Here is a 12137-nt window from a genome sequence, read left to right as displayed (position 1 = left end):
AGATAGGGTTCGTCGGTGCGCTCCGCCGGCGGGCCGGAGTGCGCTATGACCGTAGTGAACGAAGCAGAGATCAGAAAGCCCCACGAGACGCTGCAAGAGCGGCTCGCCCAGGTCGTCGAGTTACTGGAGCGCTACGACCTCGCCGTCGAGGCGCGTGAAGACCAGGGCCGCGGCCCCGTCTCCCCCGCCGATATTCCCGAAGAAGGCCTCGAAGAGCTGCGTGCACGGCTGGACGAGCTGCACCCGGCCGACGTCGCCTTCATCCTGGAAGCCCTGCCGCAGGAAGACCGCCTGACCGTCTGGGGGCTGGTCAAGACCGAGCGCGATGGCGAAATCCTGCTGGAAGTCTCGGATGCCGTGCGCGAAACCCTGATCGCCGACATGGACGATCAGGAGATCCTTGCCGTGGCCGGCCAGCTGGATGCCGACGAGCTCGCCGATCTGGCGCCCGATCTGCCGCGCGATGTGGTCCATGAACTCATGGAAGCCCTGGATGCCCAGCAGCGCGAGCGGGTGCGTTCCGCCCTGTCCTACGAAGAGGACCAGGTCGGTGCCCTGATGGACTTCGAGATGGTGACCATCCGCGACGACGTCGCCCTGGAGGTGGTACTGCGCTATCTGCGGCGGCTCAAGGAGCTGCCGGACCACACCGACAAGCTCTTCGTCATCGATACCGACAGCATCCTCAAGGGCGTGCTGCCGATCAAGCGTCTGCTGGTCAACGACCCGGAAAAGCTGGTGGCCGAGGTGATGGCCAAGGAGGCGGTCGCCTTCCATCCCGATGGGGATGCTTACGACGCCGCCCAGGCCTTCGAGCGCTATGACCTGGTCTCGGCGCCCGTGGTGGACAAGAACGGCAAGCTGATCGGTCGTCTCACCATCGACGAGATGGTCGACCTGATCCGCGAGGAAAGCGAGAGCGAAGTCCTCAACATGGCCGGTCTGCGTGAAGACGAAGACGTCTTCGCCTCGGTGTGGAAATCGGTGGGCAACCGCTGGACCTGGTTGGCTACCAATCTAATCACCGCTTTCATCGCCTCGCGGGTGATCGGTCTGTTTGAAGGCTCGATCGAGAAACTGGTGGCCCTGGCCGCGCTCATGCCCATCGTGGCTGGGATCGGTGGCAATTCGGGCAACCAGGCCATCACCATGATCGTCAGGGCCATGGCTCTGGGGCAGATCAACGTGACCAGCACCGCGCGCCTGCTGCGCAAGGAAATGGGCGTGGCACTGTGCAATGGGGTGATCTGGGGGGGAGTGATCGGCCTGGTGGCCTTCTATCTCTACAGCAGCTGGTCGCTGGGGCTGGTGATGATGGGGGCCATGACCCTGAATCTGCTGCTTGCCGCCTTCATGGGTGTGCTCATTCCCATGACCCTGCAGCGCTTCGGTCGCGATCCGGCAATGGGGTCCAGCGTGCTGATCACCGCGGTGACCGACAGCGGTGGCTTCTTCATCTTCCTGGGGCTCGCCACCCTGTTCCTGATGTAGTCAGGGCAGGCTAAGGCAAGAGGCTGCCCGGGGCAGGGCAGCCTGGGCGACCCTAGGAGGCGGCGTCGATATCGTGGGCGATGAGGGAAATCAGCGCGTTTTGCTGTCGGCCGGACAGCTGGCGAAAGCGCTGCAGCAGCTCCCGCTCGTTGGCATTGATTTCCGGGCTGTCCAGGCGTAAGCCTGGGTCGTCGCCCAGGGCGCCCTCCTGCTGCAGGCTCTGCTCGAGACGCGCGATGATCTCGGAGTTCATGCTGCGGTGATGGTTGCGGGCCACATCCGCGATGCGCTCTCGCATGCCCTCGGGCAGGCGCACGACGAATTTGTCAGCGGTACGGCTTGAGTAGGATCTAATGGCCTGGGTCATTGAGGTACTTCATCTGGAGTCAAAAATCAGTGAAGGCGTGAGCCCTCGTTCGTTCCGCTAGCACGCACGGGCACCTGGGACGCTAAAGAACACCTTTCCCTAGGTAACTGTTTTTATTGACGTCAATTTACCGACGTGCTGCCGAAATTGCAAAACTATAAGAGTGAACGGCAGGGTGGCCCACGTTCTGGCGAGCCTTTCCGGCATCAGCGGAGGCATGACAAACCGTCTGGTGATCGCTACCATGTCGCCCTTTCCTGTCCCAGTAGCTCAATTGGATAGAGCATCCCCCTCCTAAGGGGAAGGTTGGTGGTTCGACCCCACTCTGGGACACCAGATTCCTTGCCATTCTTCTTCTTGGCTTCCTGCCATCCCTATCGCTTTGCCGAACCGTTACAGCAGTTCGGCAGCATAGGATAAAAACAGCGACACTGTCTGACTTCCAGGCTCTCCAGATAACGATTTGTGGCTATGGTCACAGCGTAGCGCAGCAGAATAAAACCTGACGAATTTATCTGTACTCTCCGATGGCTAATCGTCTGCATTGCATGAATCTGGAACGCCTCTGGAGGTTCGCGTCATGGCCTTTTATCCCGTCCTACTTTCAGTCGTGTTCGTCGTTCGTAATCAGGCAACTGAGCTGCAGGGCGCCTTGGAGCGTGCTGCGGCTGTCGTCGGTCCTCTGGTAAGTGACTACGAACTTATCATCGTCGATAACGCGTCCGCTGATGACAGCGTAGCTCGATTAAAGCAACTGACCAGTGTTGATGGACTTCCCAATCTCCAGGTATACGCCCTCACCAAGGAAGTGGACTCCGATACCGCTGCCTGGGTAGGCCTGGAGAATGCTCTGGGTGACTTCGCGGTAGTTATAGATCCCGAAACGGATGACATCGGCTTCCTGCCCGACATGCTGAGTCGGGCCGCCGAGGGGACCGACGTGGTCTTCGCCAACAACCAGCAGAAAGTTCGGCAGACACTCTCCTACAGCCTCTGTGCCAAGGGCTTCAACAGCCTCTACAAGAGATTCAATGGGGTCGATCTCGCCAAGGATGCGCCCCAGTACCGCATGCTCAGCAAGAAGGTCATCAACTACATCCTGCGTCATCCGGCGCCAGCGCTGACCTATCGTCACCTGCCTGCCACCGCGGGCTTCTCCCGTAGCAACCTGGAATACAGCGCGCCGCCGCGCAATGTTCGGCCCAAGCGACTGTCCGGCAGTTTCGACCGGGGCGCGCGGTTGCTGGTGTCGTCCACGCGCAAGCCGATGCGGATGGTCAGCTTTCTGTCCATCGTCGGCGCCTTGTCGAACCTGCTCTATTCCGTGTACGTGATCGCCATTGGCTTGTTCAAGGATGACGTGGCACCGGGTTGGGTGACGATTTCGTTACAGCAGTCGGGTATGTTCTTTCTTATATCGCTGGTATTGCTGGTCTTGGGCGAATATGTCCTGCAATTGACCCACAGAGCCAATGAAGGTCCGCTCTATCACGTGGCCCAGGAGTTCACCAGCGCGGTCATGACGCGTCGGGACAAGCTCAATGTGGAAGTAGTGCAGGGCGGTAGCGCGAGACCTATCACCCAGACCGGCGTGGCCTGAGGACGATCATGAAAGACGCGATCGTCATAGGGGGCGGATTTTATGGGGCCATGACGGCCCTGTATCTGATGCGCGTAAGAGGCTTCGCCAAAGTCACCTTGATCGAACGCGAGCAGGGTTTGTTGAAGCGTGCTTCTTATCACAATCAGGCACGGGTCCATAACGGTTACCACTATCCACGAAGTTTCGTCACGGCCTTTCGCAGCCGGGTCAACTTACCGCGCTTTCTGCAGGACTATCCCGATGTCGTGGTGAAGGACTTCACCAAGTTGTACGCCATCGCTCGCAACAACTCCAAGGTGACTGCCAAGCAGTTCGAACGCTTCTGCCAGGGTATCGAGGCGTCGCTGCAGCCGGCGCCGGAAGAGTTCTCTCGGCTCTTCGACGACCGCCTCATAGAAGCCGTGTATCTGACTGAGGAATATGCCTTCAACTCGGCCATCCTCGCTGCCGAAGTGGGGCGTGAACTCGAGGCCGCCGGTGTCGAGCTGCTGTTCGACAGCCGAGTCACCGCCATCCATGGCGCGGCCGATGGTCTGAGGGTCGAGGTGGTGGGGAAGGGCGGGGCCCAGCAGGAGCGGCACGGTCGCTATCTGTTCAACTGCACCTACAGCGGCCTCAACCAGTACGGCGGTGACTTCCCCGGCACCGCCACTCGCCTAAGACACGAGATCACCGAGATGGCGCTGGTGCAGATGCCGCCGGAGTTGCGCAATCTCGGCGTCACCGTGATGGACGGCCCCTTCTTTTCGATGATGCCCTTTCCTGCGCGAGGCCTGCATACCCTGTCCCACGTGCGCTATACGCCGCACCTGAACTGGGAGGATGTCAACGGCACGGATCCCTACGGGCTGCTCGACGACTACGATCGTGCCTCCCGGGTCGACTGGATGGTGCGTGACGTGTCGCGCTACATGGCGGACGTGGCGCGGGTGGAGTACCGCGATTCGCTCTTCGAGGTGAAGACCATCCTGATGAAGAACGAGGGGGACGATGGTCGTCCCATTCTCTTCGAGCAGCATCCGCAATTGCCCGGCTGTTATTCGATGCTGGGCGGCAAGATCGACAACATTTTCGATGCCTTGGAGCGCCTCGATGCGGAACCCTTCCACTGAAGCGGCGCCCAGGGGGGCGTCCAGCGTTGCCGGTTTCATCACCGTTCTGGTCTTTTCCGTCATCAATTTCTTCCTGTTCGGCAAGGGCATCATTCTCGACCCCTTCCATCAGGGCGAGTACTTCGCCACCTTGCCGACCCTGCTGCACAGCCAGCCGGGCGCCCACGCCTTCACCATCCATGGCGGGCTGGACTTCGTGCCGGTGTGGCTGGCACAGAGCTGGTTCGGGCCCCAGCATACCTTCCTGGTAACGCAGCTTCTCTATGGCCTGTGCAATACCGCGGCGGCCTTGCTGCTCTGGGGGACGGCGCTGTTGCTCTGTCCGCTGCCGAACGGCCGCGGCCGGCTGATCCTGCTGGTCGCCGTCGGGGCGTTGGCCACCCAGGTGGTGGGCTACCGCGATCTCTTCCTGCTGCTGTCGCTGTTCCTGTTCTGCCTGCACCGCAAGGTGGAAACCCCCACGGCGCGACTGGTCTGCGAATTGCTGCTGGGCCTGGCGGCCGGCTTCAACCTGTTCTGGTCCTATGATCGCGGTATCGCTGGTGTATTGGCGATCGGCTCCGCAGTGGTGCTGACCCTGCTGTTGCAGCGGCGCCACCTGCTGTCGATCCTGACCTTCGGCGCGACCGTCGCCTGGCTCGGCTTTGGAACCGATTTCTTCGCCTTGACCGACTATGTGAAGAATCTGACCTTCCTGCTCGAAACCTCGTCGCAGTGGGGCTACGGCCTGAGTGCCCGACCGGTCGCCCTGAGTCTGCTGTTGGCGGTTCCCACGGCCCTCGCGGCCTTCGCCCTGATCCGCTGCCTGCCGTGGCCGTGGCGCTGGAACGAGGACCTACCGCTGATCGGGGCGCTGGCGGTGCTACTGGCGATCTTCTTCAAGATCGGGGTGAATCGCGCGGACTTCCAGCACATCCAGATGGGCTTCTGGGTGCCGTTGCTGAGCCTGCTCTATGCGGCGCGCCGTCAGCGCCTGGCACGCAATGGCGGGTGGGATCTCTCCGCCCATCCACGTGCCGCCTACGCCTTCGTCGCGGCAGCGGTGCTGCTCGGGCTGGTGGGGCTGAATCCGTCACCTTTCTTCGCCGTGCTGCTGGTCGTGGCGCTGCTGGCCTTCACCCGACGTCTGCTGGTGCCGGCGCTGGCGGCCCTGGTACTGCTGCTGGCGGCGTTCAATCTCTACAAGTCGCCGGTCGAGCGGGTCTGGGCGCAGGGGCTCGCCTGGGTCCCCGAACTGGCCGCCATGCCGGACGATGCGGCGCTGGCGACGCCCGGGGTGCAGTGGGCCGCGCAGCGGTTGCTGGACAGCGGCGCCCAGTGTGTGTTCGACCTCGCCAACAATGGCGTGATCAATGGTGTGACGGATTTGCCGGCCTGCACCAAGTACATCTATCCGGTCTACGCCACGCCGCCCTACGAGGCGGATCTGCTCAGTGATCTGCAGCGGGCCGATCCGCCGGCGGTGGTGTATTCCACGACCTTCTGGTCGTTCAACCTGAACAACCTGTCCATGCACGACAAGTTTCCACGACTCAAGGCCTACCTGGACGAGCGTTATCCCGTCGAGGAGTGCCAACCGGACTATTGCCTGAGATTCAAGACCAAGGGGTGAGCAACATGAAGACCGACGCGTTGATAGGGTACAGCGGCTTCGTGGGGTCGACTCTGCTCAAGCAGAAGGCCTTCGGTGCGCTGTTTCGCTCCACCAATATCGATCAGATCGGCGACCAGCCTTATGGCCAGGTCATCTGCGCCGGTGCGCCCGCGCAGAAGTGGATCGCCAACCGTGATCCCGAGGCGGATCGGCAGAAGATCGATGGCTTGATCGCCCACCTCTCGCGCATCCAGTGCGATTCCTTCGTGCTGATCAGTACCGTGGACGTCTTCAAGCGTCCGCTCGGGGTGGACGAAACCACCCCGGTGGATGAAGAGGGCCTGCATGCCTATGGCGCCAACCGCTATCGCCTCGAACAGTTCGTGCGCGAGCACTTCGCCAGCGCTCTGATCGTGCGCCTGCCGGGTCTGGTCGGCCCGGGGCTGCGCAAGAACGTGATCTACGACCTGCTCAACGACAACAACCTGCAGGCAGTGGAAAGCCGCGGCGTGTTCCAGTTCTATCCCATGGTCAACCTCGGCTACGACATCCAGACCGCCCAGGCGGCCGGCCTGGAACTCGTCCACCTGACCGCCGAACCCATCAGCGTGGCGCACATCGCCAGCCAGGGATTCGGTCGGGAATTCGACAACACTCTGGAGGGGACGCCGGCGCGCTACGACTTCCGCAGTGTCCATGCGGAAGTGTTCGGTGGTCGCGATGGCTACCAGTACAGCGCCCGTGACACCCTGCTGGCGGTCCGCGCCTATGCGCAGTCGGAACCGCCGGTGATCAAGGCGGAGGGCCAGTGATGCGCGTCGCCATTTCCAACATCGCCTGGGAGACCGCCGACGACGCCATGGTCGCGGAGATCCTGCAGCAATACCGGGTTGACGCCATCGACATCGCGCCCGGCAAGTATTTCGCCGATCCCAAGACGGCGACCGCCCAGGAGATCCAGCAGGTACGACTGGCGTGGCAGGCCCGGGGCATCGAGATCACCGGCATGCAGGCGCTGCTGTTCGGTACCTCGGGGCTGAACGTGTTCGGCGACGCTGACGTCCAGCAGGCGCTGCTCGCTCACCTGGAGGGTGTCTGCCGGGTCGCCGAAGGCCTTGGCGCCACGCGCCTGGTGTTCGGCTCGCCACGCAACCGGGATCGCTCCGGTCTGAGCGACGAACAGGCGTTGGCGCAGGCCAGCGACTTCTTCCGGCGTCTGGGTGAGGTAGCCGCGGCCCGCGGCGTGCTGATCTGCCTGGAGCCCAATCCGCCGCGCTATGGCGCCAATTTCATGATCGATAGCGACTCCACCGCTGCCGTGGTGCGGGCGGTGGATCACCCGGCGATCCGCATGCAGCTGGATACCGGCGCCCTGACCATCAACGAGGAAGATGCCGCCCGGGTGCTGGAAGAGCACGCCGAACTGATCGGCCATGTCCATGCCAGCGAGCCTGACCTGGTGACCCTGGGGGAGGGCGGAACCAACCACGATGGCATCGCCTTCGCCCTGACCCGGCGCCTGCCGGAGCAGGTCGTCAGTATCGAGATGCTGCCGGCCAAGCAGGGCTCCAATCTGGCGGCGCTGGAGCGTGGGGTACAGGTGGCGATCCGCGCCTACCGCGATCTGCCGGAGACCGCCGCATGAAGTGGCTGATCCTGATTCTCGGCATCGCGTCGAACGCCTCCGCCAGCGTACTGGTGAAGATGGCCATGCTGCCGCCGCGGCGCTTTCCCAGTCTGAGCGATCCCCTGGCCGCGCTGGCCAACTGGCCCTTCTGGCTGGGCCTGTTCATGTATGGCCTGGCCTTCCTGCTCTATGCCGCCGCTCTGGCCAAGCTGCCCCTCAACGTCGCGCACCCGGTTCTCACCGCCGGGGCCATCGCCAGCGTCGCCCTGCTGTCGGTGGTGATCTTCCGCGAAGCCTTTCCCTGGACCACGGCGGCGGGGATCGTGCTGATCATCGCCGGTGTGGCGCTCATCACGGCCCGTGTCGGTTGACCCTGGAGGATTCATGACTACTCAAATTTCCGCCGCCGAGCGTGCCCTCTGGCAGGTACCCAGCTACCAGACGACTTTCTGGAACGGCCGTAGCCGCCCGCATTGCGTGGTGATTCCGGTCATCAACGAAGGCGAACGTATCCTCAATCTCTTGCGGCGCATGGCGGCAATAGACATCGCCGCCATCGCCGATGTCATCATCGTCGATGGTGGCAGCACCGATGGCTCGCTGGAGCCCCAGCGCCTGCAGGAGCTGGGCGTGCGCGGGCTGCTGGTGAAGACGGCACCCGGCAAGCTCAGCGCCCAGTTGCGCTGCGCCTATGCCTTCGTGCTCGACGAGGGCTACACCGGCATCGTCACCATCGATGGCAACGACAAGGACGATCCCGATGCCATCCCACGCTTCATCGAGGCCATCGAACAGGGCTACGATTTCGTCCAGGCCTCACGCTTTCTCGCCGGTGGCGTGGCGGAGAACACCCCCAAGTCCCGCGACTTCGCCATTCGCTTTATCCATGCACCCATGCTCAGCCTGGCCTCGGGTTTCCACTGGACCGATACTACCCAGGGTTTTCGCGCCTACAGTCGGGCCATGCTGCTGGATCCGCGGGTCGCGCCGTTCCGCGACGAATTCACCACCTACGAGCTGCTCGCCTATCTGTCCTATCGCGTGCCGAAATTGGGTTACCGCTGTGTGGAACTCCCCACCGTGCGCCGCTATCCGAAGGGCGAGGTACCGACCAAGATCAGCAGCGTGAGAGGTAATCTCTCGGTGCTACAGGTACTGATGAAGGCCTGTGCGGGCCAGTACAATCCACGCCTGGGCGCGGATGCCCAGATGGCGGCGCAACGACGAAGCTGATCCCGTCGCGCTCGCCTGGTGCGAACGAGACGATGGAGTAGGTGATGGGGCGTGTGCTGTCGGCGTTTCGTGGACTCTATTTCGCGACGCTGTTGATGTTGATCGGGACTGGTCTCTTGAGCACCTACCTGGGGCTGCGCTTGGCCGCGGAGCAGGTGCAAGGAGTCTGGGTCGGTGCCCTGACCGCGGCCTATTACCTGGGGCTGGTGATCGGCGGCAAGCTGGGACACCGACTGATCGCCAAGGTCGGTCATATTCGTGCCTATGTCACCTGCGCCGGGGTCGCGGGGGCCGCGGTGCTCGGCATCGGCCTGCTGCCCTGGTTGCCGGTCTGGGTTGCGCTCAGGATCCTCATCGGCATGGGCATGATGTGCCAGTACATGGTGCTGGAGAGCTGGCTGAACGAGCAGGCCGGCCCCGGTGAGCGGGGCAAGGTGTTCTCCGGCTACATGACCGCCTCCTACCTCGGCCTCGCGCTGGGCCAGCTGGTGCTGGTGGCCTCGCCCGATCTCGGCGTCGACAAGTTGATGCTGGTCGCCATCTGCTACGCCCTGTGCCTGGTGCCGGTGGCCGTGACCGGCAAGATCCACCCGGCGCCGCTCAAACCGGCGCCGTTGGAGCCGGCCTTCTTCATTCGGCGCATTCCCCAGTCCCTGACCACCACCCTGGTCGCCGGGCTGGTGATCGGGGCCTTCTACGGCCTGGCACCGCTCTATGCCAGCGCCCAGGGCCTGCCGACCGAGCGCATCGGTCTGTTCATGGCCTGCTGCATCTTCGCCGGTCTGATCGCCCAGTGGCCGATTGGCTGGCTGTCGGATCGTCATGATCGCAGCTGGCTGATCCGGGTGGTCGCCATTGCCCTCACCGTGGCGGCCCTGCCGCTGGCGGTGCTGCCCCATGTCCCGCCGGTGGTGCTGCTGCCGCTGGGCCTGATCGCCAGCCTGCTGCAATTCGTGCTCTACCCGCTGGCGGTGGCCCTGTCCAACGACCATATCGAGGGCGAGCGGCGGGTATCCCTGAGCGCCATGTTGCTGGTGACCTTTGGCTTGGGTGCCTGTATCGGTCCGCTGGTGGTGGGCGCTTTGATGAATCTGGTCGGCCCGAACATGCTCTATGTCTTCGTCGTACTCTGCGGCGGCATTCTCATCTGGCGCATCCGGCCCGATGCCGTCACTGGCAAGCATCTGGTGGACGAGGCACCGCTGAACCACGTGCCCATGCCCGAGGGCTCCACCAGCTCGCCCCTGGTCGCCGCCCTGGATCCGCGGGTCGACACCCAGGTGGTGCAGGAGCAGATGCAAGGTGAACCGATGGTGACGGAAGCGGCAGTGGAAGAGGCGGCTGTGCCCACCGGGACGGAAGAGGGAAGTGACGAGACGCCACCCAAGCCGGCGAGGTCGTGATCGCGCTGCGCCCGGGTCGACCGGGCGCGCCGCTGTCATTCGAAGCGGCGATTTTCCCGCTGCAGCTGATAGACGAAGCGCTCGATCTGCCGCTGGGCCGCGCCACTGAGATTGTAGAAGCTGACGCCCACGTCGCTATACTCCAGGCGATTAAGGCAAGCGACATGACGGATGTTTACTGCGGCGTCGATGGTCCCGATGGGCAGCTCGGCGGTGAAGCGCTGGACCAATTGGCCAGGTTGTAGCAGGTGGGTGACGTTACCGGGGAAGCGTAGCTTGCAGCCGGTGGCCGACAGGTCGATCAGTTGCCCCTGGAGTTGCAGTTGATCACCGCCCTGGAGCAACTTGGCCTTCGCCGGACGATTGAGCAGTAGCTTGACGCGGTAGGCATTGCGCCGCTGGTGGTAGGTGAGCTCGCTGGGCAGGGCGATCCAATAGCAGCGGGTGGCATTGAGTTCTCCCCGGCGTGCGGGCTGCTCGCTACGCCAGGTCACCTTGATGCCGTCGTGGAAGCTGTCCACCAGGAAGGGCAGGCCTTGCTCCAGCAGTCGCTCGCCATCGTTGGGGACGAATTCGTCCAGGGCGATCAGCCCCTTGGCTTCGTCGAGCTGGACGATGAAGCTCTGGAATTGCGGACCCTGTTGGCCGAAGGTGATACGCAAGGGGAGATGCTGTTCGACGGCCGGGCGCAGGCACATCAGGATCTCTCCCATGGAGCGGTACACCTGGGGCGGCTGGGGCGCGTTGTCGCTGACGGAAGAGCCTTGCACCTGGGAACTCCTGTAAGTGGCGGTACGCAAGGATAATGGCTACCCGCCAGCAATGCAGCTAAAACGCAGTGGCAGACGAACGACGGTCGTCAGGCCGAACTCAGCGGTCGCTGGTAGCCGCCGCCGGTTTGGCTGCCGCGGCTGTTGTACAGCGCGGGTGCCGAGGTGCCCTGCAGGACGTTGAGCAGCTTGCCCACCACGAAGCGGTTGGCCTGGATCACCTGGCCGTTGCGCGCGTTGCGGGTCTTGCACTGTTCCATGAGTTGCGCGAGTTGGCTCGACGCGGCCAGCAGCTCCGGGCCATCGGATTGGGTGGCGGCATAGGCGCGCAGCCCCTGCAGATCGGCCTGGAGACCATGGTGGCGAAGCAGCAGGGTACGGTACTGGGCGTGCTGATCGAGCTGCTTGAGCAGGACCTGCTTGCTGCCCAGCAGGGCTTCCAGGGCATCGAGCTGGCGCTCGGAGAGGGCCTGGAATTCCTGGTCGATCAGGATCAGCAGCTGCTCGCTCAGGTCGATGTCGTGGCGGGTGATCTCGAGCAAGGTGGCATTGGGCATGGCGCGTTTTCCCTTGGAACGTGAGTCGCGATCGTCAGGAAGGCCATGCCGCAACCGGGCGTCAGGACTCGAACGCCAGCAGTTTGTCGGCCACCTTCTGGCTGTCGACCTTGTAGGAGCCATCGGCGATGGCCTGTTTCAGGCGGCTGACCTTGTCACTGTCGACCACCGGCAAATCCTTGAGCCCTGCCGTCAGGGAACTCAGCTGCTGGGCCTGGGCGCTCAAGCTGACCGACTCGCCGGAGGCGGTGCTGGTGGTAGCCTTGACATCGCTGCTCTGAGCCGGAGCCGCTTCCTTGTTGCTTGCAGCCTTGCTGCCGCCCAAACCGGAAGTGGAGGACGGATTCAGGCGGTTGATATCTAGAGCCATGAGTGAAAAT

At 63.2% G+C, this 12137-nt stretch carries 13 protein-coding genes and 1 tRNA gene; 10 read left to right on the top strand and 4 right to left on the bottom strand.

Annotation, left to right across the window (positions count from 1 at the left end; all coding sequences use genetic code 11):
* Positions 1-54: 54 nt before the first annotated feature.
* Positions 55-1491 (top strand): magnesium transporter, encoded by a 1437-nt coding sequence (gene mgtE / locus QZ471_RS05320; protein WP_295462173.1) that lies wholly within the window; start codon positions 55-57, stop codon positions 1489-1491.
* 52 nt (positions 1492-1543) lie between these two features.
* Here mgtE and QZ471_RS05315 read toward each other — a convergent pair whose 3' ends face one another.
* Entirely contained in the window at positions 1544-1858 is a 315-nt protein-coding gene (locus QZ471_RS05315) for an Arc family DNA-binding protein (protein ID WP_295461524.1), read from the bottom strand.
* 259 nt (positions 1859-2117) lie between these two features.
* On the opposite strand from QZ471_RS05315, the gene QZ471_RS05310 reads away from it, so the two are divergent.
* The 9 genes from QZ471_RS05310 to QZ471_RS05270 all read left to right on the top strand — a co-directional run bounded on the left by QZ471_RS05310 (position 2118) and on the right by QZ471_RS05270 (position 10430).
* A tRNA-Arg gene (locus tag QZ471_RS05310) sits at positions 2118-2194 on the top strand.
* 244 nt (positions 2195-2438) lie between these two features.
* A complete protein-coding gene (locus tag QZ471_RS05305; RefSeq protein WP_295461523.1) occupies positions 2439-3458 on the top strand; it encodes a glycosyltransferase in 1020 nt (339 codons plus the stop codon).
* 8 nt (positions 3459-3466) lie between these two features.
* Positions 3467-4573 carry an FAD-dependent oxidoreductase gene (locus QZ471_RS05300; protein WP_295461522.1) on the top strand — a complete coding sequence of 369 codons (1107 nt, stop codon included), beginning with the start codon at positions 3467-3469 and terminating at the stop codon, positions 4571-4573.
* Positions 4554-6185: a hypothetical protein gene (locus tag QZ471_RS05295; protein WP_295461521.1), complete on the top strand. Its 1632-nt coding sequence runs from the start codon at positions 4554-4556 to the stop codon at positions 6183-6185. The genes QZ471_RS05300 and QZ471_RS05295 overlap by 20 nt, the downstream gene beginning before the upstream one ends.
* Positions 6186-6190: 5 nt before the next feature.
* Positions 6191-6979: a pyridine nucleotide transhydrogenase gene (locus QZ471_RS05290; protein ID WP_295461519.1), complete on the top strand. Its 789-nt coding sequence runs from the start codon at positions 6191-6193 to the stop codon at positions 6977-6979.
* Entirely contained in the window at positions 6979-7812 is an 834-nt protein-coding gene (locus QZ471_RS05285) for a sugar phosphate isomerase/epimerase family protein (RefSeq protein ID WP_295461517.1), read from the top strand. Before QZ471_RS05290 ends, QZ471_RS05285 begins: the two co-directional genes overlap by 1 nt.
* Positions 7809-8165 (top strand): SMR family transporter, encoded by a 357-nt coding sequence (locus QZ471_RS05280; RefSeq protein ID WP_295461515.1) that lies wholly within the window; start codon positions 7809-7811, stop codon positions 8163-8165. Before QZ471_RS05285 ends, QZ471_RS05280 begins: the two co-directional genes overlap by 4 nt.
* Positions 8166-8178: 13 nt before the next feature.
* A complete protein-coding gene (locus tag QZ471_RS05275) occupies positions 8179-9027 on the top strand; it encodes a glycosyltransferase family 2 protein (RefSeq protein ID WP_295461513.1) in 849 nt (282 codons plus the stop codon).
* Positions 9028-9071: 44 nt separating this feature from the next.
* Positions 9072-10430: an MFS transporter gene (locus QZ471_RS05270; RefSeq protein WP_295461512.1), complete on the top strand. Its 1359-nt coding sequence runs from the start codon at positions 9072-9074 to the stop codon at positions 10428-10430.
* A gap of 35 nt (positions 10431-10465) precedes the next feature.
* On the opposite strand, the gene QZ471_RS05265 is transcribed toward QZ471_RS05270, so the two are convergent.
* The 3 genes from QZ471_RS05265 to flgM all read right to left on the bottom strand — a co-directional run bounded on the left by QZ471_RS05265 (position 10466) and on the right by flgM (position 12127).
* Positions 10466-11200, bottom strand: coding sequence for a flagellar brake protein (locus tag QZ471_RS05265; RefSeq protein WP_295461511.1), 735 nt, complete (start codon positions 11198-11200; stop codon positions 10466-10468).
* An 89-nt stretch (positions 11201-11289) separates the two neighbouring features.
* Positions 11290-11757 carry a flagellar export chaperone FlgN gene (flgN, locus tag QZ471_RS05260; RefSeq protein ID WP_295461509.1) on the bottom strand — a complete coding sequence of 156 codons (468 nt, stop codon included), beginning with the start codon at positions 11755-11757 and terminating at the stop codon, positions 11290-11292.
* Positions 11758-11818: 61 nt separating this feature from the next.
* Entirely contained in the window at positions 11819-12127 is a 309-nt protein-coding gene (flgM, locus tag QZ471_RS05255) for a flagellar biosynthesis anti-sigma factor FlgM (RefSeq protein WP_295461508.1), read from the bottom strand.
* Positions 12128-12137 lie beyond the last annotated feature (10 nt).

Source organism: uncultured Pseudomonas sp. (genome assembly GCF_913774235.1).
Taxonomy (GTDB): domain Bacteria; phylum Pseudomonadota; class Gammaproteobacteria; order Pseudomonadales; family Pseudomonadaceae; genus Chryseomonas.
Note: the sequence above shows the minus strand (reverse complement) of the source record. Positions and strands in the feature narration are given on the sequence as shown.